The organism is Microbacterium sp. Gd 4-13 (assembly GCF_003095395.1).
GTDB lineage: Bacteria > Actinomycetota > Actinomycetes > Actinomycetales > Microbacteriaceae > Microbacterium.
This window is the reverse complement of sequence record NZ_QEIJ01000001.1, coordinates 432163-458986: the sequence shown is the minus strand read 5'-3', so window position 1 is coordinate 458986 and position 26824 is coordinate 432163. Positions and strand designations below refer to the sequence as shown.

Genomic DNA, 26824 nt, shown 5'->3' with positions numbered 1-26824 from the left:
ACCCGGCTGCCGAAGCACCCGAGCCCTACAGACTATAACGGTTCTCGCCTCGGCGCATTCCCGGCTCCGCGGACCAGCTCGCCCCTCGGACCGCCCCGTACGATGTAAGGGTGCCCTCACCTTCTCGTCGACCCGCCCCCACGCAGACCACCCTCCAGGTGGTCGAGACGATCCGGCTCACGCCCGGACTGGTGCGGGTGGTGCTCGGAGGTGCGGAGCTGGTCGATTTCCCCGACCGCCCCGAGACCGATGCGTACGCGAAGCTGTTCTTCCCCCCGGCCGGCAGCGCTCTGCGCCCGCCGTACGACCTCGCGGCTCTGCGCGACGAGGTCGCTTTCGACGAGCTGCCCACGGTCCGCACTTACACGATCCGCCGCGTCGACCTCGACCGTGGCGTGATGGAGATCGACTTCGTCGTGCACGGTGACACCGGAGTCGCAGGCCCCTGGGCGGCGAACGCGCAGCCCGGCGACGAACTCACGATGTCCGCCCCCGGCGGGGGTTTCTCCCCCGACCCGGAGGTCGACAGCATCCTGCTCATCGGCGACGAATCGGCGATTCCCGCGATCTCCGCCGCGCTCGAGTCGCTGCACGATGATGCTCAGGTCACCGTGCTGCTCGAGGCCCGGTCGGCCGAGCATCGCGCCGAGCTGCCCGCCTCTCCCGCAAAGGTGACCTGGATCGACGAAGATCACGATGCTCCGGGCGCGCGTCTCGTCGACGCGGTGGCCGCGCTCGACTGGCCCGCGGGTCGCGTGCAGGTCTTCGCGCATGGTGAGCGAGGGGCGATGAAGGCCCTGCGTCCGATCCTCGTCGAGCGAGGCGTCGAGCGCTCCGACCTGTCGCTCTCGGCGTACTGGGCGGCCGGCCGCACCGAAGACGCGTTCCAGGCTGAGAAGCGCCTGCCCGTGGGGCAGATCTTCCCCGCCTGACTCTCCGACCGACGCACCGCGCGCCCGCTCAGGCAGAGCCCGTAGGCTCGGCGCATGAGCGAGGTCGTCATCACCGTCCGAGGCGAGCAGGAGCGCCGGGTCGCTCCTGAGCGGGCCGTCGTGCAGCTGTCCGTGAGAGCGGACGGGCCCGAACGCGGACCCGTGGTCGAGCGTGTGAACGCGGCCACGGCACCGATACGCGATGGTCTCGACGCCCACCAGCGCTCCGGCGAGGTCGCCGAGTGGTCGAGCGGACGCGTCTCGGTCTGGTCGGAACGCCCCTGGAACAACGAGGGACGACAGCTGCCGCCGGTGCACCACGCCTCCGTCGACATCTCGGCGTCGTTCGCCGACTTCACCGCGCTGTCGTGGTGGCTCGGCGAGACCGCCGACGCCGACGAGGTTCAGGTCACGTCGATCTCGTGGCAGCTCACCCCCGGCACCCGCGCGATCGTCGAGCGCGACGTCGCCTCCGACGCTGTGCGCGTAGCCGTCACCCGCGCCGAGGCCTATGCGGAGGCCATCGGGCTCGGCGCCGTGGCGCCGATCGAGATCGCCGACGTGGGGCTTCTCGCCGGACAGACGGAGGCTGCAGCATCCGCTCCTCGCATGATGCGGATGGCCGCGTCGGATGCTGCGGGCCCGGCACTCGCGCTCCAGCCGGCCGACATCGTGGTCGGCGCAGCGGTGGAGGCGCGGTTCCGCGCGTCGTAGGGCCTACTCGCCCGTGCGGTTGCGCGTGCGCATCGCGCGCTCGGCCTCGCGCTTGTCTTCGCGCTCGCGGATCGTCTGACGCTTCTCGAACTCGCGCTTGCCCTTGGCTACCGCGATCTCGACCTTGGCACGTCCGTCGAGGAAGTAGAGCTTCAGCGGCACCAGCGTGTAGCCGCCCGCCGAGATCGCGTGCGAGAGCTTCACGATCTCCTCCTTGTGCAGGAGGAGCTTGCGGATGCGCTTGGCGGAGTGGTTGGTCCAGTGCCCCTGCGAGTACTCGGGGATGTTGACGGCGTCGAGGAACGCCTCTCCCCCGTTGATGTAGGCGTAGCCGTCGCTGAGGTTCGCCCGCCCCTGCCGGAGCGACTTCACCTCGGTGCCGGTGAGCACGAGGCCCGCCTCGTACGTCTTCTCGATGGCGTACTCGTGACGCGCGCGACGGTTGGTCGCGACGACCTTCTCGCCTTGCTCGCGGGGCATGGCAACCTCCTCCGGCTGTCGGGCTCATGCAAGCCCATCAGTCTACAAGGCCGACGCCGACCTCAGGTGCGCAGCCAGCGCCTGATGGCGAAGCCGGCCGACAGAGCCGATAGCACCACGCCCAGCGCGACGATCACCGGAATCACCACGCCGAGGTCGCCGGGCCCGACCCATGCGGTGATGAAGGCGACTCTGTCGCGCAGGTAGTCTTCGACCCCGAAGGTCACGATGCCCCACATCGTGACGCTCGCCAGCGCCGACCCGATGAGCGCGGCGAGCACGCCCTCCAGCACGAAGGGGGTCTGGATGAAGCGGTTGGATGCTCCGACGAGGCGCATGATGCCGATCTCGCGCCTGCGGGCGAAGGCCGACAGGCGGATGGTCGTGGCGATGAGCAGGACGGCAGCGATGAGCATCAACGCAGCGATTCCGATCGCGACGTAGCTCGCGATTCGCAGAGCGTCAAAGAGCGGGTCGAGGTACTGCAGCTGGTCGGCGACGTCTTCCACGCCTTCGAGCCCGCCGAAGGCCTCGGCGATGACGTCGGACTGGCTTTGGTCGACGAGGTTGATAGAGAACGTCGCACCGACCTGGTCGGGGGTGAGCACGTCGGCGTATTCCGGCAGCTGCGCGATCGTGCGGTCGTACACCTGCTGGTTGTTCTCGTAGGTGTAGTCGCGAATGAGCGGCGCAAGCGCACCACCCTCGAGCGACGCCGTCACCGCGTCGATCTGATCCTGCGTCGCCAGACCATCCGAACACGTGGCGGTATCGGAGACCGAGGAGCACATGTAGACCGCGACCTGGGCGCGATCCGCCCAGAACTCCTGCATCTTGCCGATCTGCATCTGCATGAGCATCGCGGCGCCGACGAAGGTCAGCGAGACGAAGGTCACCAGCACGACGGAGATGACCATCGAGGCGTTGCGGCGAAGACCGGTGAAGGCCTCGCCGAGGATGAGTCCGATCCTCACGAGGTGGGCCCCACTTCATCGTCGCGACGGTTGCCGCTGAGGCCGAGGCGGTCGGCGAGTCCGAGTTCGTCGATCTCGCCGGAGCCCTCGGCCCGCTGGGTGTATGCCGGTTCCGGCGTCTGCTCGGCGATGACGGGAGCCATGGCTTTTTCGGCGGCCGGCGTGAGCCGCTCCGCGGCTTCCTCCAACGCGGCGCCGGCGGCGGGGTTGACCTGTGCGACCTCTCGCTGCACCTCGAGCACCGCGGTGAGGGCCGCGACCGCTGCCGCGCCCTTCTCGACCTGGGGGGCGAGGCGGGGAAGACCCGACGTGTCGCCGTAGCCGCCGTGACGCTCGTCGCGCACCATCTCGCCGTTCTGCAGCTCGATCACGCGACGCTGCATCTGGTCGACGAAGCCGGCCTCGTGCGTGGCCATGACGACCGTGGTGCCTCCGGCGTTGATGCGTGCGAGCAACTGCATGATGTCGATCGAGGTTGCCGGGTCGAGGTTTCCGGTGGGCTCGTCGGCGAGCAGCACCTGCGGGCGGTTGACGAGAGCACGCGCGATGGCGACGCGCTGCTGCTCACCGCCCGAGAGCTCGTGGGGCAGTCGCTTCTCCTTGCCGGCGAGGCCGACGAGGGCGAGGGCCTCGGGCACGGCCTGCGAGATGAAGCCGCGCGAGGCGCCGGTCACCTGCAGGGTGAACGCGACGTTCTGGAACACGGTCTTCGTCGGCAGCAGCCGGAAGTCCTGGAAGACCGCACCCACGTGCCGACGGAAGTAGGGCACCTTGCGATTCGAGAGAGTGCGGAGGTCTCTGCCGAGGACGACGACGCGCCCCTTGCTCGGCGTCTCTTCACGCAGGATCAGACGAAGGCACGAGGATTTTCCCGAGCCCGACTGACCGACGAGGAAGACGAACTCTCCGCGCTGCACCTCGAAGTCGACCTCGTTGAGGGCGGGCTTGGAGGTGCCGCGATACCGCTTGCTGACGTTCTCGAACCGGATCATGGCGCAAGAAGCCTAAGCGGCTCCCCCGCCGCATCCGGTCGTGACGCGCCCGCCGCGCAGCATCCGTTCGACGAAACCGCGCCTGGCCGACGAGACCGCGACATCAGGCCGTGGTCTCGACACGCAGAACGGGTCTCGCGGTCAGTCGTCTTCGGTCTTGCGCTTGCGCCAGCGGATTCCCGCGGCGATCAGGCCGTCGAGGTCGCCATCGAAGACGGATGCGGGGTTGCCGACCTCGTAGCCGGTGCGCAGGTCTTTCACGAGCTGCTGTCCGTAGAGGAAGTACGAGCGCATCTGGTCGCCCCAGCTCGCGGTGATCGTGCCGGCGAGCTCCTTCTTCTTCGCAGCCTCTTCCTCGCGCTGCAGCAGCATCAGGCGCGTCTGCAGAACGCGCATCGCGGCGGCGCGGTTCTGGATCTGCGACTTCTCGTTCTGCATCGACACGACGAGGCCGGTCGGGAGGTGGGTGATGCGCACCGCGGAGTCGGTCGTGTTGACCGACTGGCCACCAGGACCCGACGAACGGAAGACGTCGACGCGGATGTCGCCCTCGGGCACCTCGACCTCCTGCGCCTCTTCCATCACGGGGATGACCTCGACCGCGGCGAAGCTCGTCTGCCGCTTGTCGGCGGAGCCGAAGGGGCTGATGCGGGCGAGACGGTGCGTGCCGGCCTCGACGCTCAGGGTTCCGAAGGCGTACGGCACGTCGACCTCGAAGGTGGCCGACTTGATGCCCGCACCTTCGGCGTAGGAGGTGTCCATGACCTTCACGGGGTACTTGTGGCGCTCGGCCCAGCGCAGGTACATGCGCAGCAGCATCTCGGCGAAATCGGTCGCGTCGTCGCCGCCGGCACCGGAACGGATCGTCACGACCGCGGAGCGCGGGTCGTACTCACCGTCGAGGAGCGTCTGCACCTCGAGCGAGTTGATCACCTTCGTCAGGTCGGCGAGCTCCTTGCGGGCCTCGGCCGCCGACTCCTCGTCCTCCGCCTCGAGGGCGAGCTCGACGAGCACCTCGAGGTCGTCGAGGCGCGCCTCCACGTCGGAGATGCGCTTGAGCTCGGACTGCCGGTGGCTCAGCGCGCTCGTCACCTTCTGCGCCTTGTCGACGTCGTCCCAGAGGTCGGGGGCGCCGGCCTCCTCGCTGAGGCGTGCGATGTCGGCGGTGAGCGCGTCGACGTCCACCACGGCGCGGATGTCGCCGAAGGTGGAGCGCAGCGCCTGGATATCGGCGGTCAGATCGAGTTCAAGCATGGCTCCCCAGCCTACCGCCCTCCGTCCGCCGGTATCCGGCGCCGGGCGGACCGACCGGCGCCACGAACGCCGGGCGTATGTTGGAGGCGACATGGCTGACGACTCCCCCCGCCGCATCCTCGTCCGCTTCGCCCCGATGATCTACGGCCCGACGCTGTTGTTCGCCATCGGCGAGGGGGCGGTCATCCCGCTCATCCCCATCATCGCGTCGCGCCTGGGCGCCGATATCGCCGTCGCCGCACTCGTCGCCTCCGCCCTCGTCGTCGGTCAGCTCTGCGGCAACATTCCGGCCGGCTGGGCGGTCGCCCGCTTCGGTGAGCGCATCACGATGGGCGTCGCCGGGGTGGTGGCCCTCGTCGCGACGATCTGTCTCGCTCTCGCCCCGACCCTGGTGCTGTTCGCCGCGGCCGTCTTCGTGATCGGGCTCTGCGCGGCCGCCTTCGGACTCGCGCGTCACTCGTTCATGACGACGCGCGTGCCCCTGTCGTTCCGCGCGCGGGCACTGTCGCTGCTCGGCGGCACGTTCCGCCTGGGCATGTTCGTCGGGCCGTTCATCGCGGCGGTGCTCCTCACCGTCTTCGGCACCGAGAGCGCGGCGATCTGGTTCTTCGGCGTCTGCCTGGTGGCGACCGTGCTGCTCGTGCTGCTGGGGCCCGATCCTGAACTGGCGCTGACGAAGAACGGGTCGGATGCTGCGGCCCCCGAGCCGCGCGAAGACACCGGCGAGCCCGTGACCGGCTCGATTCCGCTGCCCGCACCCGGCTCGGGAGCGGTGCGCGCGGGCGTGTTCCGCACTATGTGGCGGCACCGCGACGTGCTCGCGCGCCTGGGGCTTGCGGCCGCGTCGCTGTCGGCCCTGCGGTCGGCGCGTCAGGTGATGCTGCCCCTGTGGGGCGTCTCGATCGGTCTCGACGCGCAGACCATCGCGCTCGTCGTCGGCATCTCGGGGGCGATCGACTTCGCGCTGTTCTACGCCAGCGGTCAGGTCATGGACAGGTTCGGCCGGCTGTGGGCGGCCCTGCCCGCGATGGTGCTCATGGGCGCGGGATTCTTCGCGCTCTCGATCACCCACGACCTGACGAACGCGAGCATGTGGTTCGCGATGTTCGCCGCGGTTCTCGGAGTCGGCAACGGGCTCTCGAGCGGCATCCTTCTCACCCTCGGCGCCGACGTGGCGCCCCCGACCGACCCGGCGCCCTTCCTCGGGTCGTGGCGAACCCTGACCGACGCCGGGGGCGCGACGGCCCCGCTCCTGATCTCGGGAATCGCCGCCGTGCTGTCGCTGTCGTTCGCCGCCGGGGCGATGGGCGTCATCGGGCTGCTGGGCGCGCTCGGGTTCGTGCGCTGGGTGCCGCGGTTCGTGCCGCGGGCGAAGTAGGAACGACGCTCAGACGAGCGGAGGCTCGGGTGTGACCCGCGCGAGACGCCTCCGGCGCGCGACCGCCGCCAGGATGGCGATCACGATCGCGAGCATGACGATCGGCAGCAGCAGCACCGGGCTTCCGACTCCGGCAGAACGGTCGAAGCCCGCATCCATCGAGCCCGTGAATGCCGAGACGGCGAGCAGAAAGAGGTTGTTCGCGGTGTGGATCGCGATGCCGCTCTCGAGGCCGCCCGTGAGCTGGGCGAGGATCGACAGGCCGACGCCGAACAGGAAGTAGTAGGCGATCAGCCACGGGTCGGCGGCGAAGTGCACGGCCGAGAAGATCGACGCGCTCACAATCGTTCCCACGATGAGCGCCCAGCGCGGCGAGCGCAGCCACGAACCGGCCGCCCGCTGCACCACGCCGCGGAACATGTACTCTTCGGCAGCCGCCTGCAGGGGTGTGGTGAGCACGATCACGGCGAGGAAGGCAAGGGCCGTTGACGACATCTCGATGCGGTACGCGGGGTCGAGCAGGTTGAGTGCGGCGAAGGCCAGGTAGAACGGCGCGGCGATGGCGGTCGAGATCCACAGCCACCGCCACCGGAAGCCGGGGCGCAGCGAGTGGAAGAAGCCCATCCGCACCCCGCTGACGAAGCGGTGGGCGATGATCGACAGCGCCGCGGCCGCGACGATGCTGAGGTTCGTCGCGAGCAGCACGACCGGGGTCATGACGATCAGGCCCGACATGAGGGCGTCGGCGTCCTGCGCGCCGATCACGAGATCGACGATCGTCGCGACGAGGCCACCGATCGTGGTGAACAGCAGGATGCCGACGATCACGATGAGGATGCTGAGCAGGCCCTTCCACCACCGGGTGCGGGGTGTGCGGTAGCTCGACCCGAAGGGCAGACCCGGCAGCGGACTGCGCGGGTCGGGCATCGGCGCTATCGCCGCGACGTAGCCTCCAGGCGCACCGGTCGGCCACGCCTGCGCGGGAGAGACGACGGGCGCAGGGGTGTCATCGCGAGGTTCTTCGGCCATGCTTCGAGCGTAACGAGCGCCTCGCTCACGTTCGCGCGGCCGTTCGGTGCGCGCGCGGCTCAGTGAGAGGCAGCGCTGCGCGGCTGGTCGCCGACCTACAGCAGCGCGGTGCGGCTGGTCGCGGTCGCGCCCAGCGGCACCCCGTCGGGCACGAACAGCGACACGACCGGTGGGTGCCACACCCCTGTCACGGTCACTCGGGCCGAGACGCCGTCGGGAGTTGAGGCCTCGACCACCGTGATGGCCTCCCCCATCGCGTCGACGGCCTCCTCCGCCTGCGCGCGGACGCCGTCGTCGGTCAGCACGGCCATCGCTCGACCGTCGGTCACCGTGAGGGTGAATCCGTCGGCACCGGCGAGCGCCGCAGCATCCGCCGCACTGTCGAGGCGCTTCTGCGCCAGATAGAGCGATGTGGCATTGGCGCAGACGAGCACGAGCGCCAGGGCGAGCAGCGCGTAGCCCAGCGTGAGCAGCAGCACGCTCCCGTCGTCGTCGAGTCGCCGCATCACGATGTCGCACCCCAGAACCGGGAGATCTTCTGCACCGCGACCGCCTCGACGGGGAGGCGCGCCAACCGGTCGAGACCGAGCACCGGCGGAGCCAGCGGCAGCGCGACGGCTGTGCGCACCGTCACCACCACGTTCGCGCCGGCAGACGGACACCCGGATGCTGCGCCCGGACAGTCGATCTCGATATCCACCGCTTCTGCATCGAGCCCGTATTCTTCGACGATCGTCGCCAGCACCTCCCGAGCGCGCGTATCGGCGTCGGCGGCATCGATCGCCGTCGAGATCGCGCGGGCGATGTGCCGGGCTCCCGCCTCGGCCCCGAGCGACTGGTGCTGCACCATGCCGAGCGCGACCACCAGGTAGACCGTCGGGACCAGCAGCAGGAGGCCGACGAAGATGAACTCGATCGCCGCCGATCCCTCGTCGTCGTCGCCGAGTGCTCGCCGAAACGCCTCACCCCAGCGACTCGCTCGGCGCATGGGCGGTCACCTCCAGTGCTCGCGGACTCCCCCACAGCCCGAGGAGGGGCAGCGTCGTGCGCACCGTGAGGCGAACCGTCTCGCCCTGCTCGACCGCTGTCACGTCTTCGGCATACGACGTCGCCACCGCGCGCCCGATGAGATCGCGGGTGCGGGCGGTGCCCTCCGCGAGAGTCGTGTCGGCGAGCGCCGCGTGGAAAGCCCCCTCGACCGCGGCGTCGTGCACCACATTGCGCACGTACACGGCGAGGGCCAACTGCAGCACGGCGACCGTCAGAAGCGTCAAGAGGCCGCCAACCAGCACGAACTCGACGGGGCTCGACCCCTCCTCGTCGTCGAGGGCCTGGCGGAGCCTTTGCATCTCAGAGACCCGAGACGCGGGAGATCGCCTGCTCGAACAGCTGGGCCAGCGCAGGCCCGGCGAGCGCCCAGATCACCACCACGAGCCCCGCGGTCATGAGCGTGATCAGCACCCACCCGGGCACGTCTCCGACCTCGTCGTCGAGGGCGTCTCCCCAGGCGGTGCGCAGTCTACGCGCGAGCACCTTCGCAGCATCCATGTCGTTCTCCTTCCGAGCGTGGGCGATCAGCCGATTCCGAGCCGCAGCATGAAGATCCCCGGGAACACCGCGAACAGCACGCTCAGCGGGAGGATCAGGAAGACCAGCGGCACGAGCATGAGAATTTCCTTCCGCCCCGCCTGCTCGATGAGCGTGCGCTTGGCGTCTTCGCGCGCATCGAAGGCCTGGGCTTGCAGCACGGCGGCGAGCGGGGCGCCGCGGTCGAGCGCGGCCACGATGTGGTCGATCGATCGCGAGACGGCGGGGATGCGGATGCGGCGACTGAGCGCCGTGAGCGCTTCGGGCAGCGTCGATCCCGTCCCGACGTCGAGCACCGTGCGGCGGAACTCCGCGGTCAGCTCCCCCGAGCCGATCTCACCCACCCGCCGGAGCGAGTCGAGGATTCCCTCGCCCGCCGCAAGGCACAGCGCCAGGAAGTCGAGCACGGTGGGGAGTTCTTCCTCGATCCGGCGCACGCGAGCGTGCGCCGCCCCCGTGAGTCGAGCGTCGCACGCCATCGCGGCCGTCACGGCAGCCGCGACGGGCACGAGACCCGCAGGGGGCGTGAGCGTGCCCGCCACGGCCAGGAGCACGACGATGAGCCCGCCCGCACCGAGTCCGGCGAGCGCCCACACCATCTGACGCGCACGGAACCCCGCAGCATCCGTCTGCCAGCCGGCCTGATCGATGCGGTGCTGTGCGGCCTCCGCCCCACCGAGCATGCGGCCGAGTCGGGCGAGCGCGTCATCCCACGCCCCGCGTAGTCCTGCGGTCGGAGGTTGGGCCGGGCCGAGACCACGCGGGTCGACGACGTCGCGGATGTAGGGAGCGATGCGGCGAGAGAGGCTCGGCGCGCTCACGCGCGGGGCGAGTGAGGCCAGGAGGCACACCCCCACCCCGAACGCGCAGCCGAGCAGCACCGCGAGGGCCGTCTCCGTGAGCAGCCCGGGGCTCACCCGAACCACCGCCGAGGTTCCGGAAGCCGGCCGATGCGCAGCATCACGCGGAACGCCACCACCGACACGACCGCCCCGGCCAGGATGAGCCCGACCCCTTCGCCGCTGGCATAAGCGCGAGACCCCTCGGGGCGCAGCGCCAACAGCACGAGGATCACCCAGGGCGCGACGACCCCGAGCACGGCCGCCCCGCGGATCCACGACTGCTTCGCCTCGACCTCGCCGCGGAGGGCCGCATCGGCGCGCACCGAACCGGCGAGCGCACGCAGCACCGCCGTCAGCTCGGTGCCGCCGACCTGACGCGCCATCCGCAGGGTCTCGATGATGCGGTCGGCGACCGGGTCGGACAACGCCGTCTTCAGTCGCGTTGCACTCGAGTCGAAATGACCGGATGCTGCCATGTCGCTCCCGAATGCGGCGAACGCGGGCCGAAGCGCGGGCGGGGCGGAGAACGCCAGGCTGGCCACGGCGTCGGGCAACGACATGCCCGCCCGCACCGACGCGATCAGCAGATCGCACACGTCGGGCCAGAGCGCGCGCCGGGTACGCAGCAATCGGGTGCGCCGGGCGCGCAGCCACACGATCGGGGCGACCGCCGCGGCCGCACCCGAGATGAGGCTGAGCGCGGGCACCGCGGTCGCTAGCCACACGATGGCCGCCGCGAGCAATGCGAAGACCGTGCCCAGCACGACGACCACGCGCGGTCGCACCGACGCGAACCCCGCCGACTCGAGCAGCCGCAGGAGCGCGCCGTCCGGCTCCGGGGCCGACGATGCCTGCCCGCTCGGCCACAGCCACGGCGACGCGACCAGCAGCATCCCCCCGGCCAGCAGCGCCCCCAGCACGAGCGTCACGATCGACCCGCCCGATACAGCGACCGCACCTCGGCGGCATCGCCCACGAGCCGCCCGGTCGGAGTGACGATTTCGAGCACCCGTCGCCGGCCGCGCGCATCGCGTCCGCAGTGCGCGACGAGATGCACCGAGCGGGCGACGGCCGAGAGCACGAACTGCGCGTCGATGTTGCGTCCGGCCAGGAGCGGCAGAGCGGCGAGCTTCGCCAGGGCCTCCGCCGCGGAGTTCGCGTGGATCGTGGCTGCCCCCGGCACGCCCGTATTGAGGGCGAGCAGCAGATCGAGCGCCTCGGCGTCACGCACCTCGCCGACGACGACGCGATCGGGGCGCATGCGCAGCGCCTCCTTCACCAGCCGCCGGAGAGTGACCTCTCCCCCACCCTCGAGACTCGGTTGGCGCCCCTGCAACGCGACGAGGTCGGGCGCATCGATGGCCAGCTCGAACGTCTCCTCGACCGTCACGATGCGCTGCGAGCGGGCGGAAGCGGCGACGAGCGCCGCGAGGAGCGTCGTCTTCCCCGCATGGGTCGGCCCCGACACGAGGATGCTGCGCCCCTGCCGCATCGCATCGACGAGCAGGTCGGCGGCCTCCGGAGCGAGCGACCCCGTCGCGACCAGACGCCCCACATCGCGGAAGGCCGGGAGGAACTTCCGGATGTTGACGGCCCAGTGCCGTCGGGTGATGTCAGGGATCACGACGTGCAGCCGCGACCCGTCGGGCAGCGACGCGTCGACGAACGGCTGGCTGAGGTCCACGCGGCGACCGCTCGTGTGCAGCATCCGCTCGACCAGGTCTCTCACCGCACTGTCGGTGAGCGACACCGGCACCCGCTCGGCCACGCCTCCGCGCGCGACGAACACCCGATCGGGGGCGTTGAGCCACACCTCCTCGACCGTGGGGTCGTCGAGGTACGCCTGCAGCGGCCCGTACCCGGTGAGCTGGGCGAGCACGTCGCGCACGCACGCCCCCTCGTCATCGACAGGCGGGATCCCCCTCGCGAGGGCGAAATCGTTGTGCCGTCGCACCTCGGAGCGGATCACCCGCTCCGCGTACTCCGGATCACGGGCCGGATCGCTCTCCTCGGCACGCAGCCGCTCGCGCACACGCTCCACGACCTCCGCTGTCGCGGTGGGGGAAGCGATGGCGAAGCTCACGCCCAGCATCCTGGCAACAACGCAGCCCACGGCGGCCGAGGTTGTCCACAGCACGCATACATCCCCTCATGCACGCGCATCCCGGATCCCGACCACGGGTGGGCGATCAGACGTCTATCACCAACCGGCTGATGGACTCGCCCCGAAGGTCGAACTCGTAGCGGAGGGTGACGGTGCCGCCCGGGAAGTTCCCGTCCAGTCGGACCCTCACTACCGGGTGAGTCTCGTCGGCGATCTGCTGACCGATGCGGGTACTGGTGTACGCGTACTCGGTCGACGACCTCTCGATCCAGGTGGTGATGGCATCGATCCCCTCGTAGGTCTTCCCGTCATCGATGACGGTCGCGTCGGGTGCGAACATGGCCGCAGCATCGGCGTGACGATTCTCGTCACGTGCGTCGAGGTAGGCGACCGCCGGTGACGGCACGGTCTCGGGGTCGTAGGCGGTGAAGATGTCAGTCACGATGTTCTCCGTTTCGCGCGGGGCGGGCGTGGTCGTCAGATGGTGCCGGTCGTTCCGTCGTCGGTCGTCGTGTCGCGCCAGGGGCGCCGGCCGCGGCATCCTTACTTCTGTTTTCGCAGTCACTGTCACTGCTACATTAGCAGTCGCTGGCGGGGCGGGAACCGCCGTCGGCCCGACCGCCCATCCGGAAATGAGGAGCCCGTGACTGCGCACATCCGAGCCGAGGACCGCGAGTGCCCCCTGTCTACGGCGATGTCGTACGTCGGCGAGTGGTGGACGATCTTGATCCTGCACGACTGCTTCGACGGCTTCACCCGGTTCGACCAGTTCGAGGCGAACATCGGCTTGTCCTCCAGCATGCTCACCACCAGGCTCAAGACCCTGGTCGAAACCGGCATCCTGGCCAAGCGCGCCTACCAGGCGCGGCCCGTCCGGCACGAGTACGTGCTCACCGACTTCGGCCGATCCCTGCGGCCGATCCTGGTGGCGATGGCCGCGTGGAGAAACGAGCAACTGGCCCCATCCGAACGGGCGATGATCCTCGTCGACACCGAAACCGGACGCGAAGTGGATCCGCAGACGATCGATCCCGTGTCCGGCATGACCGTGTCCGACCCGCGTTTCGCGTTCCGCGCCGGCCCCGCAGCGGGCGAGCAGATGCGCGCACGTTATGCCGTCTCAGACATGACGTGACAGACGCCGACGCGGAGGCGCAACCACCGCAAGCGCACCCGCGCGTCCAAGACCCGGGCGAGGTGGGCCGGCCCCGTCAGCCCCCCGGTCGCGGGCGACCGTGGGGTCGCACTCATCCCATCAGGATGACCGCGCGCCCGGTGATCTCGCCGCGAGCGAGCGCCTCGAACGCCTCGTCGACGTCGGCGAGCGCGTACCGCCGCGTCACGAGACGATCGGCGTCGAAACCGCCGGTGGCGGCGAGGTCGACGACGGCGGGGAGGTCTTCGCGGGTGCGGGCGCCGAACGAACCCGTGATCGTGTATCCGCGGCGCACGAGCCGGGTGATCTCGACCTCGGCGGTAGCGTTGCCCGCGGCGATCCCGATCGCGACCATCCGTCCGCCGTCGGCCAGCAAGGAGACGGCCTGACGGAAGGTCTCGGGCCGGCCGAGGGCCTCGAAGGCCACGTCGGCCCCGCGCCCGTCCGTGATCTCGCGCACCGCGGCCGCGACGTCGTTCTCGCGGGAATTGACGGCGTGCGTGGCTCCCAGCGCGAGTGCGGCGTCGAGCTTGTCGTCTGCGACGTCGATCGCGATGACGGGGTAGGCCCCCGCGGCGGCCGCGACCTGGATCACCCCGCTGCCGATGCCCCCGACGGCCACCACGGCCGCGGACTGTCCCTCGATCAGTGCGCCCGCCCGGCGCACGGCGCCGTAGGCGGTGAACGCCGCACACCCGAGCACCGACGAGGTCACCGGATCGAGGCTTTCGGGCAACGGCGCAAGAGCCGACAGCGGCACGACCGAGTACTCGGCCAAGCCGCCCATCGAGTACATGGCCAGAAACGACCCGTCATCGAGGCTCAGCCGGCTCTCACCGTCGTAGAGCGTTCCGCGCAGGCGGTTCTGGGCGAAGAAGTTCTCGCACATGTCGTCTCGGCCCTGCAGGCAGTACCGGCACTCGGTGCACGGCATGATGAACGCGCCCACGACGGTGTCGCCCACCGACAGCCCGCGCGTGTTGGTGGTGCCCTCGCCGAGCGACACGATCGTGCCCGTGATCTCATGGCCGAGCACCGCGGGACGGGGGAATGCGACCTCGCCCTTCATGACGTGAAGATCGGTGTGGCAGACACCGCACGCGATGATCTTCACGAGAGCCTCACCTGCGCGCGCGACAGGAACGGGAATGTCCATCACTTCCAGCGCCGCCGCGTCACCGCGCAGCACCGCCGCCCGCATCATCCGTTGCGCATCAACCATGGTTCACATCTCCTCATCGAGAACTGTCTGACGACCAGTGTCTCAGGCTGCCTGAATAGTGATCGGGCCGTCTGCGCTGGGCGTCACCGGCCGAGCATCGTGGAGCGCGAGAGCGGCGCCGTTCGCCGTGAATTCACCCGCCATATCCGTACGCACGCCTCATTTAGACTGATCGCACCCGCGGGAGTGGTGAAATCGGTAGACACGCAGGATTTAGGTTCCTGTGCCTTCGGGCGTGGGGGTTCAAGTCCCCCCTTCCGCACAACGGTCCTAGCGGCCACCCACCTATCGGCCCTACACCTCCGAGGCATCCGTGATCCAGCATTCCGCGCTCATCCCCTGGCTCGATCCGGCTGCGATCATCGACGCCGCGGGGCCCTGGGCCCTGCTCGTGGTGTGCCTCATCATCTTCGCCGAGACCGGCCTGCTGATCGGGTTCCTGCTCCCGGGCGACACTCTGCTCGTGCTCGCGGGGCTTCTGTCGAACCCGACGACGCACCCCCCGCACGGCGTGTTCGGGGTGAACGTCTGGGTCGTCGGCCTTCTGATCGGGTTGTCGGCGTTCGTCGGAGGCGAGGTCGGATACCTCATCGGCCATAAAGCGGGGCCCGCGATCTTCGAGCGCAAGGATTCCGGCATCTTCAGCCGGAAGAACGTCGAACGCACGAATGAGTTCTTCGAGCGTTTCGGCGCAGCCACGGTGATCCTCGCGCGTTTCGTGCCGATCGTCCGCACGTTCGCACCGATCGCCGCCGGTGTCGGCCACATGAACAAGTGGAAGTACACGCTCTACAACTTCATCGGCGCCGTGATCTGGGGTTTCGGTCTGACGATCTTCGGCTTCCTCATCAGCCTGATCCCGGGCGTGGGTGAGTTCGTCGCCGAGTACATCGACGTGTTCCTGCTCATCGCGGTCGCCGGTACGGCGCTGTTCATCGCTTTCAACTTCCTGCGCGAGCGCGCCCAGGCGAAGAAGGCGGAGCGCATGGGCGATGCGGTGACCGACCGCACCGAGGCGCAGGAACTCGCCCTCGACGAGGACGTCGTCGAGCACGGTCGCCACACCCCGACCGACGGCGATGCGCCGAAGGTCTGACGCCGCAGCATCCGCCCCCTAGGAAGCCTTCTTCTTCGCCGCGGGCTTCTTCGCGGCCGGCTTCTTCTCCGGCGCCTTCTTCTCGTCGCTCGACCCGCCGCGCGCTGCCCGGCTGCGCTCGACGCTCGCACGCAGGGCCTCCATGAGGTCGATGACCTCTCCCCCGTCGGATGCTTCTTCCTGCTCGCCGAACGTCGCCGCGGTGTCGAGCGCGTCGCCCTGCTCGAGCTTCGCGTCGATCAGCGTGCGCAGTTCGGCCTGGTAGTCGTCGGTGAACTCCTCCGGGTCGAAGTCTTTCGCGAAGCTCTCCACGAGCGATGCGGACATCTCGAGCTCTTTCGCCGAGATCCGCACCGATTCGTCGAGCGACGCGAACGACGCCTCGCGTACCTCGTCGGCCCACAGCAGCGTCTGCAGCACCAGCACGTCCCCGCGCACGCGGAGCGCAGCGAGGCGCGTCTTCTGGCGCAGAGAGAAACGCACGATCGCCGTGCGCTCGGTCTGCTCGAGGGTCTTGCGCAGCAGCACGTAGGCCTTGGGTGAGGTGGAATCGGGCTCGAGGTAGTAGGCCTTGTCGAGGATGAGCGGATCGACCTGCTCGCTCGGCACGAACTCCACCACGTCGATCTCACGGCTCTTCTCCGACGGCAGCGCATCGAAGTCGTCCTTCGTGAGCACCACCGTCTGCTCACCGTCGTCGTACGCCTTGTCGATATCGGCGAACGGCACGACCTCGCCGTCGATCTCGCAGATGCGCTGGTAGCGGATGCGCCCGCCGTCCTTGTTGTGCACCTGGTGCAGCGAGACGTCGTGATCCTCGGTGGCCGAGTAGACCTTCACCGGCACGTTCACGAGCCCGAACGTCAACGCGCCCTTCCAAATCGCCCTCATGTTCCCAGTGAACAGCAGTCGCACCCGTCACGGCTATCCCCTTGCGCCTCGCGTCGCCCTTCGGCCTCGATCTGCGAACGGGGCGGGTGCGCGCCATCGCTCTGCACGAACTCAGGATGAGAATTGCGCACGGCCCGCGGCGGCCCGGAATTCCGGCATCCGACCCGCGGGCCGCTCGTTTCATCCTGAGTACGGACGAAAAGGGACGGCGCATCGAGGGCGTCGAGGGGCGGATGCGGCGGCGGGGCTAGCGTGGACACATGGCGGGCGGCGAGCAGACGGTGCGGATCGACGGCCGCCGCCTGCGCATCACCAACCTCGACAAGGTGCTGTACCCCGAGACGGGCACCACCAAGGGCGAGGTGATCGACTACTACAGCCGCATCGCACCGTTCCTCATCCCCCACGTCGCCGGCCGCCCCGTCACGCGTAAGCGGTGGCCCGACGGCGTGGGCACCGACGCGCACCCGGGGATGTCGTTCTTCGCGAAGGACCTCGAGGCCGGAGCACCGTCGTGGGTCGCGCGGCGCGCGATCGACCACTCGACCGGAGCCAAGGACTATCCGCTCGTCACGGAGCGCGCGACCCTCGTCTATCTCGCCCAGGTCGCCAGCCTCGAGCTGCACGTACCGCAGTGGCGGTTCGCTCCCGACGGCGACAGGGGGCCGGCCGACCGGCTCGTGCTCGACCTCGACCCCGGACCCGGTACCGGGCTCGCCGAGTGCGCGGAGGTCGCTCGGTGGGCGAAGGCGATCCTCGGCGGCATGGGGCTCGAGGCTCTGCCGGTGACGAGCGGCAGCAAAGGGATCCACCTCTACGCACCGCTCCCGGGCGACCAGTCCAGCGATGCGATCACGGCACTGGCGAAAGAGCTCGCCCGCGCGATCGAGGCCGACCATCCCGAGCTCGTCGTCAGCCAGATGGCGAAAGCGGCGCGACCGGGCAAGGTCTTCATCGACTGGAGCCAGAACAACGGCGCGAAGACCACGATCGCCCCCTACTCCCTGCGAGGCCGCTCGCTACCGACGGTCGCCGCGCCCCGCACGTGGGAGGAGCTCGACGATCCCGCCCTGCGCCACCTGCAGTTCGACGAGGTGCTGGACCGCGTGGCGGATGCCGGTGACCCGATGGCTGACCTCGGCTTCCGCGCGGGGGCCCGGCATGCCGACACCGGTCCTCTGTCGGAGTACATCTCCATGCGCGCCGCCGGCAAGACGCCCGAACCGGTGCCATCGAATCCGCTCGGCGCCGCAGCATCCGAGGGCCTCCCCGTTTTCGTCATCCAAGAGCATCACGCCACGCGCCTGCACTGGGATCTCCGGCTCGAGCGCGACGGCGTCCTCGCCAGCTGGGCGGTGCCCAAGGGCGTTCCCCCGAGCGCGAGCCGCAACAATCTGGCGGTGCAGACCGAGGACCACCCGATGGAGTACGCCGCCTTCTCGGGCTCGATCCCGGCGGGCGAGTACGGCGCGGGCACGATGACGATCTGGGACGAAGGCCGCTACGAGCTCGAGAAGTGGCGCGACGACGAGATCATCTTCACCCTCGAGGGCCGAGCGGGCGGTCCTCTCGGACGCGTGCGCCTCGCCCTCATCCGCACCGACGGCACGGGGGCGAAATCGACGTGGCTGCTGCATCGGATGAAGACGGATGCGGCGGGCCGGCCCCAACCCGAAGGCCAACCCGTCGTGCCCATCGATGAGACCGACGATGACGAGCAGCCCCACGATCACGGGCCGGTGGCACAGACGACTCCCCCGGCCTCCGACCTCGCCCCGATGATCGCGACCTCGGCGACGCGGGGCCTCGCCCGCGACGCGGCACGGCGATGGGCCATCGACGGGCACCCGTGGGTGGAGATGAAATGGGACGGTGTCCGCGCCATCGGCCTGTGGGACGGCTCACGCCTGCGGCTGCGCGCCCGCAGCGGCGCCGACATCACCGCGAAGTATCCCGAGCTCAGCGCCGCCGACCTGGGTCTCGGGCCCGATCCCGCGGTGATCGACGGCGAGATCGTCGCCCTCGATGAGAAGGGCCGTCCGAGCTTCCCCCTCCTGCAGGCGCGCATGAACCTGCAGAAACCGCGCGAGATCGCTCGGGAAGCACCGCGCACCCCGGTGAAGCTCTACCTGTTCGACGTGCTGTCGTTCCGCGGCGAAGACACTGCCGGATCACCTCTCGCCGAGCGCCGCCGCATCCTGGAATCCCTGGCCGAGGGTGCCCACGACCCGGTGGTGCTGCCTCCCGTCTTCGACGACCTCGACGCGGCTCTCGAGACGAGCGAGCTGTTCGGCCTCGAGGGAGTGATGCTAAAGGATCCGCGATCGCGGTACCGCCGCGGAGTGCGGTCGGAAGAGTGGCTCAAGGTCAAACTCACCCGCACGCAGGAGGTCGTGATCGGTGGCATCCGACCCGGTAAGGGCGGGCGGTCGGGCTCGATCGGATCGTTGCTCGTCGGCGTCCCCACACCCGACGGACTCGCCTACGCGGGCCGGGTTGGCTCGGGCTTCAGCGAATCGACGATCGCGCGCCTGGAAGAAGTGTTGCGGCCGCTGCGCACGACCGCGGTCCCGTTCGTCGACGTGCCGGCCGCCGACGCCTCCGACGCCCTGTGGGTGCGACCCGAACTCGTCGGCGAGGTGGAGTTCGCGGAGTTCACACCGGGAGGCATCCTGCGTCAGGCGCGGTGGCGGGGCCTGCGACCCGACAAACGCCCCGACGAGGTCGTGCGCGAATCCTGACGTCAGGCGTGACGGGCGTCGTCGTGCTCGATGTGCCCGGCGGGTTCGAGCTGGAAGGTCGAATGCTCGACGTCGAAGTGCGTCGCGAGGCACCCCTGCAGCTCGTGCAGGATGCCGCCCGCGCGACCGCCACGGAAGTCGTCGTCGTCGACCACGACGTGGGCGCTCATCACCGGGGCTCCTCGGGTGAGCTGCCACACGTGCACGTCGTGCACGTCGACGACCCCCGGGGTCGACAGGATGTGCTCGCGGATCTCGCTCACCTGCATCCCCTTCGGCGTGCCCTCGCTCAGCACCGACGCGACCTCGCGCAGTAGACCGATGGCACGCGGCACGATCATGGCCGCGATGAGGAGAGATGCGACGGCGTCGGCCTGCATCCACCCCGTGAACAGGATCACGACCGCGGCGATGATGACCGCCGCCGAACCGAGCAGATCGCCCAGCACCTCGAGGTACGCGCCGCGGACGTTGATGCTGCGCTTCTGCGCCGAGCTCAGCAGCCACATCGCGGCCGCGTTCGCGAGGAGGCCGATGACGGCGACGACGAGCATGAGACCGCCCGTCACCTCGGCGTCGGCGGGTTCGAGGAGGCGCCGCACGCCCTCCACCGCGACCCAGACCGCCAGCACGATGAGGATCACTCCGTTGACGAGCGCTCCGGCTACCTCAGCGCGCTGATAGCCGAAGGTCCGTCGGTCGTTGGCTGGGCGCGCAGCCACGGCGCTGGCGATCAGCGCGATGACGAGGGCCGCAGCATCCGTGAACATGTGCACGGCGTCGGCGAGCAGCGCAAGCGAGCCCGATAGGACGGCGCCGACGATCTGCACGACCATGACGATCGCGGTGATCGACAGCGAGAGCGCGAGCAGACGCCGGTTGCTGGCGCCTCGGAGGCCGCCGCTCGGGCTCGCGTGATCGTGCATGTTCCCAGGCTAGAGCCGGTGCACCCCCGCCAGGCGGACTTCCGCACTGTCGGGAACGATGACGATTCTCAGTCCGGCACGGCGGCCGCGGCGGCCTGGGCGTGGTGCTGGCCGCCGGTCTCGGGAAGGCTGATGCCCGCGTGGCCTCGGCGGGCCTGGATGCGTCGCTCGGCGTGCAGCGCAGGATACGTTCCGAGCAGAACGACCATGGGCGTGAGCAGGCGAACGTCGTGAATGCCGTGCAGTCGGTACGTGCGCTCGAACCGCTCGACGTAGAAGCGGAAATCGCGCGGGCTGTCGTCGAGGCGACGGGCCGACATCCCGGCGACCATGGCCGAGACGTATCCGACCTTGAAGCCGTTCTTCGCGAGGTGCACCGAGAGGTCGAGGTCTTCGTGCATGAGGTCGTCGCGGTCGGCGCAGACGTCGTCGCGAACGCCCAGCCATGCGTTCTTGGTGAGCGCCATGTTGCTGCCGAAGAGGAAGACGTACTCACCGGCGAGCTTCACCTGCAGGCGGCGGAACGCGTCGTCGGCCTGATGTCCGAACCCGCGCAGCGGCATGTCGTAGTACTCGACCGATCCGGAGGCGGCGTCGAAGTCACCGGTGGCGAAAGCACCTTTCACCTGCTCCACCCAGTCGGCGGCGAGGGCGGAGTCGGCGTCGATGCGTCCGATCACGTCACCGGTGGCCGCATCGAACCCGGCGTTGCGCGTGGGGGTGATGCCCTGCTCGGCGTCCTGGCGGACGAGCCGGATGTTGGCCTCGGGGAACGCGACGCTCATCGCCTCGACGATCTCGGCCGTGCGGTCGGTCGAGCGGTTGTCGACGACGACGATCTCCTCGGCGGCGACCGTCTGCTCGATCGCGGCGAGCAGACAGCGCCGGATCGTCTCCTCCTCGTTGTAGGCGGGGATGACGATCGAGACGGTGGGGGTCGCAGCCATGTTCAGACCGTAGCGGATGCGGTCGAACCGCTGCTCGAGCTACAGCGTCTCGAGCAACGGACCGAGGGCGACGAACGCGCGCGCCCGGTGCGAGGCCGCGTTCTTCTCCGCCGCACTCCATTCGCCGACCGTGCGCTCCGCCGCGGGGTCTTGACCGTCGGGCACGAAGATCGGGTCGTACCCGAATCCGCCGTCTCCGGATGCTTCGGAAGCCAGCCGACCCGGCCACACACCCTCCACGACGTGCTCGGGGCCGTCGGGAACGACGAGCGCGATCGTGGAGACGAACTGCGCGGTGCGGTGCGGGTCGGCGACGTCGGAGAGCTGATCGAGCAGCAGGCGCAGGTTCGCGCCGGCGTCTTTCGCGTGCCCCGCCCAGTACGCCGAGAACACGCCGGGCGAACCGCCCAGCACATCGACGCACACCCCCGAGTCGTCGGCGAGGGCCGGAAGACCCGTGTGCGCTGCGGCCACACGAGCCTTGATGAGCGCATTCGCGGCGAAGGTGACCCCGTCCTCGACCGGCTCGGGACCGTCGTACCCCACGACCTCGAGGTCAGGACGCACCCGCGCGACGATCCCGGCGAACTCCTCCACCTTGTGCGGGTTGTGCGTCGCCAGAACGACCCTGCGCGCCGCCCCCTCAGCCCTCAAGGGACGTCTCCAGCGCGGCCGTCTGGATGTCGCGCAGGTCGCCGCATCCGTTCACGCCCAGCTCGAGCAGGCGGTCGAGCTCGGCCTTGTCGAACGGCGCGCCCTCTGCCGTGCCCTGCACCTCGACGAAGAGACCGCGGCCGGTGACGACGACGTTCATGTCAGTCTCGGCGCGCACGTCCTCGACGTAGGCGAGGTCGAGCATGGGCGTCTGGTCGACGATGCCGACCGAGATGGCCGACACCGAGTCGAACAGCACCTCGGAGCGCTGCGCGATGAACTTCTTGCGGCGTCCCCACTCGATCGCGTCGGCCAGGGCGACGTAGGCCCCCGTGATCGCGGCGGTGCGGGTGCCGCCGTCGGCCTGCAGCACGTCGCAGTCGATGACGATCGTGTTCTCGCCGAGCGCCTTAGTGTCGACGACGGCACGGAGCGCCCGGCCGATCAGACGCGAGATCTCGTGCGTGCGTCCGCCGACCTTGCCCTTGATGCTCTCGCGGTCGTTGCGAGAGTTGGTCGCGCGCGGCAGCATCGCGTACTCGGCCGTCACCCAGCCCTTGCCCTTGCCGGTGAGCCAGCGCGGCACGCCGTTCGTGAACGACGCCGTGCACAGCACGCGCGTGTTGCCGAAGGAGATCAGCGCGGAGCCCTCGGCGTGGGCCGACCAGCCGCGCTCGATCGTGACCGGACGCAGCTGGTCGAGCGCGCGCCCGTCGGCGCGGGTGATGTCGGTCATTCGGTTCTCCTCAGGATAGGAATGTGCCACTTTCCGGACACGGTCGGTGGATGCGGCGGCTCAGCGTCCCGGCAGGTCTCGGGGTGACGCTGTCGAGCGCGAAAGGTCGTCACGGGCAGCCTCTCGGGCCTCGATGATCGGGATCGTTCCGGTCTGCACGAGCTGCACCTCGGTGACCTCGCGTCCCATCAAGCGATGGGCGAGGTCGAGGAACTCGTCGGCCGACGCACCGGTGGCTTCGTACACGTGGGTGGGTATCGAATCAGGACCGGCGAGGAGATCGCGGCTCACCAGCTGCCGGTACACGTCCTTCGCCGTCTCGGTGTCGCTCGAGACCAGGCTCACGTCGGGACCCATCACGTAGGAGATCGCGCCCTCGAGGAACGGGTAATGCGTGCAGCCGAGAACGAGGGTGTCGACCCCGGCGTGACGCAGCGGCGCGAGGTATTCCTCCGCCGTGGCGAGCACCTCGGGCGACTGGGTCACCCCCGCCTCGACGAACTCCACGAACCTGGGGCACGCCTCGGCGAAGACCGTCAGGCGCTCGTTCACCTCGAGCATGTCCTGGTACGCGCCCGACCCGATCGTGCCGGCGGTGCCGATCACTCCGATGCGGCCGTTGCGGGTCGTGGACATCGCGGTGCGCACGGCCGGTCCGATGACCTCGACGACCGGCACGTCGTACCGTTCGCGAGCGTCACGGAGCATGGCCGCCGAAGCGGTGTTGCACGCGATGACGAGCATCTTCACGCCCTGCTCGACCAGCGTGTCGAGCACCTCGAGCGAATACCGGCGCACGTCGGCGATGGGCTTCGGCCCGTAGGGCGAGCGCGCCGTGTCGCCGATGTAGCGGATCGACTCACGCGGCAGCTGCGCCGAGATCGCCCGGGCGACGGTGAGACCACCCACTCCGGAGTCGAAGATCCCGATCGGTGCGTCGTCCACAGGACCCCAGCCTACCCGCCGACTCCTGCGGCCCGCCGGCGCGCGGGTATGGTGGCCGGATGAGCGCTCGTACGGCCCTGCACACCGACCGATACGAGCTCACGATGCTCGACGCCGCTCTTCGCGACGGCACCGCCGATCGGCGCTGCGTCTTCGAGGTCTTCGCCCGCCGGCTTCCCGGGGGGCGCCGATTCGGCGTCGTCGCCGGAACGGGACGCCTGCTGTCGCTGATGCGCGACTTCCGCTTCGGTGACGAGGAGCTTCGCTTCCTGCGCGACGAGAGGGTCGTGGATGCAACGACCCTCGACTACCTCGCCGACTATCGATTCACCGGCACCATCAGCGGCTACCGCGAGGGCGAGCTCTACTTCCCGGGTTCGCCGATCCTCGAGATCGAGGGCACGTTCGCGGAGGCCGTGCTTCTGGAGACCCTCACGCTGTCCGTGCTGAACCACGATTCGGCGGTCGCCACCGCCGCCGCACGCATGAGCATCGCCGCCGGCGACCGCCCGCTGGCCGAGATGGGCTCGCGACGCGCGGGCGAGCAATCGGCCCTCGCTGCGGCTCGGGCGGCCTACATCGCGGGGTTCGGGGCGACCAGCAATCTCGCGGCGGGCCTCCGATGGGCGATCCCGACGATGGGCACGGCAGCGCACTCCTGGACCCTGCTGCACGACACCGAGGAAGAGGCGTTCCGCTCGCAGGTCGCCGCTCTCGGCCCCGGCACCACTCTGCTCGTCGACACCTATGACATCCCCACCGGCGTCGCGACGGCGGTGCGCGTGGCCGGCACCGACCTGGGCGGCGTGCGCATCGACTCGGGAGACCTGCCCACCGTGGCTGCGCAGGTGCGTGAGCTCCTCGATGATCTGGGAGCGACGCGAACGCGCATCACCGTGACCAGCGACCTCGACGAGTTCGCCATCGCCGCTCTCGCGGCCTCCCCCGTCGACGCCTACGGGGTAGGAACGTCGGTGGTGACCGGTTCGGGAACCCCCACGGCCGGCATGGTCTACAAGCTCGTCGCGCGGCAGGACTCCGACGGCGGGTGGGTCTCGGTGGCGAAGCGCTCGGCCGACAAGGCGAGCGCGGGCGGCCGCAAAGCCGCGTTCCGCACCCTCGACGACGGTGTCGCGACGAGCGAGCTGATCGTGGTCTCCGATGGGTTCGAGAAGGTCGCGGATGCTGCGTCGCATCCCTCCGCGCGTGCACTGCACGCGCCCCTCGTGGTCGGCGGGGAGATCGACGAGGCGGCGGAGGGTCCGGCCGGAGTGGCCGCTGCCCGCGCACACCACCTGCGCGTGCGGGAGGAGCTGCCGGTGCGCGGTCTGGCGCTCAGCCGTTCCGAGCCGGCGATCCCGACCGTCTTCGCCGAGGCCGACTGAGGCTACTTCGTCAGGTTCTCGTAGATCTCTTTGCAGGTCGGGCAGACGGGGAACTTCTCGGGATCGCGCCCCGGGGTCCACTTCTTGCCGCAGAGCGCACGCACCGGCTTACCGCTGATCGCCGACTCGAGGATCTTGTCCTTCTTGACGTAGTGCGAGAACCGCTCATGGTCTCCGGGCTCGATGCTCTCCTCGCGGATGAGCTCTTCGAGTTCACGGTCGAGGGTCGCCAGACCCCCCTGGTCAGGACTGTCGAGAGGCGTGCTCATAGGGTGCCAGTGTAGTCGGGAGGTCCTTCGCCGGGGCCCGTCACGTCGACTCCGCGAACTCCATCAGTCGGCTGCCCCGCCGCTGGAAGACGGCCGATCCGATCGCCACCCCGAGAACGAGCACCACGACGCCCGCACCGATGCCCGCCCACATCGACGGCATCGCGAAGGAGATGTCGCGGGTGAGCGTGAGCCATCCCCACCAGAGGGCAGGGCCTGCGGCGGCGATCGAACCGAGCAGCACGAGTCCCTGCGCCATCGCGCCCGATCCGGCACGCTGCGGCTGCTGGAACGGGCTGTCCCCGGGCCGGGACACGGCGTACGGGGCCAGCGCGGAGGTGATACTCGACAACCCGAGCCCCGCGAGGAAGAGCGCCGCGCAGACCCCGACCATGGCGGGGAGCAAGGCCCACCGACCGTGGAGGGCGATGGCGACGGGAATAGCGATGGCGAGGATCGGAACGCCGACGAACAGCATCGGCACGAGGCGGCCGATGCGGTCGGATGACCCGCGGACCGCGCTGGCGAGATGCATCCACACGGCGGTCGAGTCGTACGCCAGGTCGTTGTGCGGGAGCCACCCGAAGAAGAGCGCCATGATCGGCACCGGAACGAGCACCGCGACCTCGAAGGGCACGCCCGCGACGAGGAGAGGCACGACGGCGAGCACCGCGGCGACGGGGACGACCACGATGTTGACCAGGTATCGGCGGTCGCGCAGCCAATAAACCAGGCTCCGTGCCGCGATCGCTCCACCGGGCGTTCCCGGTGCGACGGCGAACCAGCCGAGGCCGCCGCGCTCGCGGACCGCGACGGGGCGCTCCGTGGTCGTGAGGGCGCGGCTCACCAGCGCCACCCACGCGACGGCGAGGGCGACGAGGGTGGCCACCATCACCACGGCGCCCCAGGCGGCCGCCGCCGGCTGCGACGCGGACGGCAGGGCCCACGCGGCACCCACCGGGGTGTATCCGAGAACGGCGGCGGCTTCGCTCAGCTGCGGAGGCACCTGCCCGCGCCACTCGAGAGAAGCCAGGAAAACGCCGACGGGAACCACGACGACCAAGATCGCGACGAGGAACATGCCCGACAGCTCACGTGAACGGCGTTCGCGCAGCACGAGCGCAGCCACGGCCATGCTGACCCGCGCGGCGAGCACGCACGTCGCGACGCCGGCGACGGTCGAGACGACGGCGACGGACGACGACGCTCCGTGCGCCGTCCACACGACCGCCGCGCACACCGACAGCGTGATGAGCACGAGACTGGGCACGCTGATGAGCCCGGCCAGGGCGAGCACCGCGGCGAGAGGGCGGGGAGCGAGACCGAGCACGGCGAACCGGCGCGGATCGAGCGGGTCGGCCGCACCGGTCACGAGCGGCGCGACGAAGAAACCGAGGGTCACGGCGGACCCCGCGAAGACCAATACGGCCGCGATCGCCGACTCGGACGCGTCGGCGAGGCTGAGCACGGCCACGACCCCTACGACCGTCGCCACGACGAGCAGCACGAGGCCGACGGCCACGCGGATGACATGCCGACGGTCGCCCCGGAGAGCGCCGAGCATCGTGGC

The 26824-nt window shown here is 69.8% G+C and carries 29 protein-coding genes and 1 tRNA gene; 8 read left to right on the top strand and 22 right to left on the bottom strand.

The window, feature by feature from the left end:
• The first annotated feature begins 110 nt into the window (after window positions 1-110).
• Together DEA06_RS02095 and DEA06_RS02090 are read left to right on the top strand one after the other, a co-directional pair.
• Window positions 111-932, top strand: a complete 822-nt coding sequence (locus tag DEA06_RS02095; protein WP_116646289.1) for a siderophore-interacting protein — start codon at window positions 111-113, stop codon at window positions 930-932.
• Between the two features lie 54 nt (window positions 933-986).
• Window positions 987-1646 (top strand): SIMPL domain-containing protein, encoded by a 660-nt coding sequence (locus DEA06_RS02090; protein ID WP_116646288.1) that lies wholly within the window; start codon window positions 987-989, stop codon window positions 1644-1646.
• Window positions 1647-1649: 3 nt separating this feature from the next.
• Here the strand turns inward: DEA06_RS02090 and smpB are convergent, their stop codons facing one another.
• The 4 genes from smpB to prfB all read right to left on the bottom strand — a co-directional run bounded on the left by smpB (window position 1650) and on the right by prfB (window position 5346).
• Complete coding sequence (gene smpB, locus DEA06_RS02085; RefSeq protein ID WP_116646287.1) at window positions 1650-2126, bottom strand: SsrA-binding protein SmpB; 477 nt, start codon at window positions 2124-2126, stop codon at window positions 1650-1652.
• A gap of 62 nt (window positions 2127-2188) precedes the next feature.
• Entirely contained in the window at window positions 2189-3100 is a 912-nt protein-coding gene (ftsX, locus tag DEA06_RS02080) for a permease-like cell division protein FtsX (RefSeq protein WP_116646286.1), read from the bottom strand.
• Window positions 3097-4092 (bottom strand): cell division ATP-binding protein FtsE, encoded by a 996-nt coding sequence (gene ftsE, locus DEA06_RS02075; protein ID WP_116646285.1) that lies wholly within the window; start codon window positions 4090-4092, stop codon window positions 3097-3099. Before ftsE ends, ftsX begins: the two co-directional genes overlap by 4 nt.
• 141 nt (window positions 4093-4233) lie before the next feature.
• Window positions 4234-5346: a peptide chain release factor 2 gene (gene prfB / locus DEA06_RS02070; protein ID WP_116646284.1), complete on the bottom strand. Its 1113-nt coding sequence runs from the start codon at window positions 5344-5346 to the stop codon at window positions 4234-4236.
• Window positions 5347-5437: 91 nt separating this feature from the next.
• Here prfB and DEA06_RS02065 point away from each other — a divergent pair, with 91 nt between their 5' ends.
• Window positions 5438-6724: an MFS transporter gene (locus DEA06_RS02065; RefSeq protein ID WP_116646283.1), complete on the top strand. Its 1287-nt coding sequence runs from the start codon at window positions 5438-5440 to the stop codon at window positions 6722-6724.
• A gap of 9 nt (window positions 6725-6733) precedes the next feature.
• Here the strand turns inward: DEA06_RS02065 and DEA06_RS02060 are convergent, their stop codons facing one another.
• From DEA06_RS02060 to DEA06_RS02020, 9 genes are all read right to left on the bottom strand, one after another.
• Complete coding sequence (locus tag DEA06_RS02060) at window positions 6734-7753, bottom strand: type II CAAX endopeptidase family protein (RefSeq protein WP_116646282.1); 1020 nt, start codon at window positions 7751-7753, stop codon at window positions 6734-6736.
• A gap of 95 nt (window positions 7754-7848) precedes the next feature.
• A complete protein-coding gene (locus DEA06_RS02055; RefSeq protein WP_116646281.1) occupies window positions 7849-8259 on the bottom strand; it encodes a pilus assembly protein TadG-related protein in 411 nt (136 codons plus the stop codon).
• Window positions 8259-8741, bottom strand: coding sequence for a TadE family protein (locus DEA06_RS02050; RefSeq protein ID WP_116646280.1), 483 nt, complete (start codon window positions 8739-8741; stop codon window positions 8259-8261). Before DEA06_RS02050 ends, DEA06_RS02055 begins: the two co-directional genes overlap by 1 nt.
• Window positions 8716-9102 (bottom strand): TadE/TadG family type IV pilus assembly protein, encoded by a 387-nt coding sequence (locus tag DEA06_RS02045; RefSeq protein WP_116646279.1) that lies wholly within the window; start codon window positions 9100-9102, stop codon window positions 8716-8718. The genes DEA06_RS02050 and DEA06_RS02045 overlap by 26 nt, the downstream gene beginning before the upstream one ends.
• 1 nt (window position 9103) lies before the next feature.
• Window positions 9104-9301, bottom strand: coding sequence for a hypothetical protein (locus DEA06_RS02040; protein ID WP_116646278.1), 198 nt, complete (start codon window positions 9299-9301; stop codon window positions 9104-9106).
• A gap of 26 nt (window positions 9302-9327) precedes the next feature.
• Window positions 9328-10257 (bottom strand): type II secretion system F family protein, encoded by a 930-nt coding sequence (locus tag DEA06_RS02035; RefSeq protein ID WP_240606767.1) that lies wholly within the window; start codon window positions 10255-10257, stop codon window positions 9328-9330.
• Window positions 10254-11111 (bottom strand): type II secretion system F family protein, encoded by an 858-nt coding sequence (locus DEA06_RS02030; protein WP_116646277.1) that lies wholly within the window; start codon window positions 11109-11111, stop codon window positions 10254-10256. The genes DEA06_RS02035 and DEA06_RS02030 overlap by 4 nt, the downstream gene beginning before the upstream one ends.
• The gene (locus DEA06_RS02025) at window positions 11108-12265 is read right to left on the bottom strand and encodes an ATPase, T2SS/T4P/T4SS family (RefSeq protein WP_240606766.1); all 1158 of its coding nucleotides are present in this window, start codon (window positions 12263-12265) and stop codon (window positions 11108-11110) included. The genes DEA06_RS02030 and DEA06_RS02025 overlap by 4 nt, the downstream gene beginning before the upstream one ends.
• A gap of 106 nt (window positions 12266-12371) precedes the next feature.
• Entirely contained in the window at window positions 12372-12728 is a 357-nt protein-coding gene (locus DEA06_RS02020; protein WP_116646790.1) for a nuclear transport factor 2 family protein, read from the bottom strand.
• A 252-nt stretch (window positions 12729-12980) separates the two neighbouring features.
• On the opposite strand from DEA06_RS02020, the gene DEA06_RS02015 reads away from it, so the two are divergent.
• Window positions 12981-13421, top strand: a complete 441-nt coding sequence (locus DEA06_RS02015; protein ID WP_240606765.1) for a helix-turn-helix domain-containing protein — start codon at window positions 12981-12983, stop codon at window positions 13419-13421.
• 112 nt (window positions 13422-13533) lie between these two features.
• Here DEA06_RS02015 and DEA06_RS02010 read toward each other — a convergent pair whose 3' ends face one another.
• On the bottom strand, window positions 13534-14664 hold the full coding sequence (locus tag DEA06_RS02010; protein ID WP_205781199.1) for a zinc-binding dehydrogenase: 1131 nt from the start codon (window positions 14662-14664) through the stop codon (window positions 13534-13536).
• Window positions 14665-14844: 180 nt separating this feature from the next.
• Here DEA06_RS02010 and DEA06_RS02005 point away from each other — a divergent pair.
• Window positions 14845-14926 (top strand) — tRNA-Leu (locus DEA06_RS02005).
• Between the two features lie 54 nt (window positions 14927-14980).
• Window positions 14981-15760, top strand: coding sequence for a VTT domain-containing protein (locus tag DEA06_RS02000; protein WP_116646788.1), 780 nt, complete (start codon window positions 14981-14983; stop codon window positions 15758-15760).
• Window positions 15761-15778: 18 nt separating this feature from the next.
• Here DEA06_RS02000 and DEA06_RS01995 read toward each other — a convergent pair whose 3' ends face one another.
• Window positions 15779-16651, bottom strand: a complete 873-nt coding sequence (locus tag DEA06_RS01995) for a Ku protein (protein WP_116646787.1) — start codon at window positions 16649-16651, stop codon at window positions 15779-15781.
• Window positions 16652-16911: 260 nt separating this feature from the next.
• On the opposite strand from DEA06_RS01995, the gene DEA06_RS01990 reads away from it, so the two are divergent.
• Window positions 16912-19392 (top strand): ATP-dependent DNA ligase, encoded by a 2481-nt coding sequence (locus DEA06_RS01990; RefSeq protein WP_116646274.1) that lies wholly within the window; start codon window positions 16912-16914, stop codon window positions 19390-19392.
• A gap of 2 nt (window positions 19393-19394) precedes the next feature.
• On the opposite strand, the gene DEA06_RS01985 is transcribed toward DEA06_RS01990, so the two are convergent.
• The 5 genes from DEA06_RS01985 to murI form a co-directional block, all read right to left on the bottom strand.
• Entirely contained in the window at window positions 19395-20318 is a 924-nt protein-coding gene (locus DEA06_RS01985; RefSeq protein WP_116646273.1) for a cation diffusion facilitator family transporter, read from the bottom strand.
• 68 nt (window positions 20319-20386) lie between these two features.
• Entirely contained in the window at window positions 20387-21265 is an 879-nt protein-coding gene (locus DEA06_RS01980) for a glycosyltransferase family 2 protein (RefSeq protein ID WP_116646272.1), read from the bottom strand.
• A 39-nt stretch (window positions 21266-21304) separates the two neighbouring features.
• Window positions 21305-21919: an RdgB/HAM1 family non-canonical purine NTP pyrophosphatase gene (gene rdgB, locus DEA06_RS01975; RefSeq protein ID WP_116646271.1), complete on the bottom strand. Its 615-nt coding sequence runs from the start codon at window positions 21917-21919 to the stop codon at window positions 21305-21307.
• Window positions 21909-22655, bottom strand: coding sequence for a ribonuclease PH (gene rph, locus DEA06_RS01970; RefSeq protein ID WP_116646270.1), 747 nt, complete (start codon window positions 22653-22655; stop codon window positions 21909-21911). Before rph ends, rdgB begins: the two co-directional genes overlap by 11 nt.
• Before the next feature lie 60 nt (window positions 22656-22715).
• Window positions 22716-23600 (bottom strand): glutamate racemase, encoded by an 885-nt coding sequence (gene murI, locus DEA06_RS01965; RefSeq protein WP_240606764.1) that lies wholly within the window; start codon window positions 23598-23600, stop codon window positions 22716-22718.
• A 59-nt stretch (window positions 23601-23659) separates the two neighbouring features.
• Between murI and DEA06_RS01960 the strand changes: the two genes are divergently transcribed.
• On the top strand, window positions 23660-24985 hold the full coding sequence (locus DEA06_RS01960) for a nicotinate phosphoribosyltransferase (RefSeq protein WP_116646269.1): 1326 nt from the start codon (window positions 23660-23662) through the stop codon (window positions 24983-24985).
• Between the two features lie 2 nt (window positions 24986-24987).
• On the opposite strand, the gene DEA06_RS01955 is transcribed toward DEA06_RS01960, so the two are convergent.
• Both DEA06_RS01955 and DEA06_RS01950 read right to left on the bottom strand, forming a co-directional pair.
• Window positions 24988-25254 carry a DUF3039 domain-containing protein gene (locus tag DEA06_RS01955; protein WP_116646268.1) on the bottom strand — a complete coding sequence of 89 codons (267 nt, stop codon included), beginning with the start codon at window positions 25252-25254 and terminating at the stop codon, window positions 24988-24990.
• A gap of 40 nt (window positions 25255-25294) precedes the next feature.
• Complete coding sequence (locus tag DEA06_RS01950; protein WP_240606763.1) at window positions 25295-26818, bottom strand: hypothetical protein; 1524 nt, start codon at window positions 26816-26818, stop codon at window positions 25295-25297.
• Between the last annotated feature and the right edge of the window lie 6 nt (window positions 26819-26824).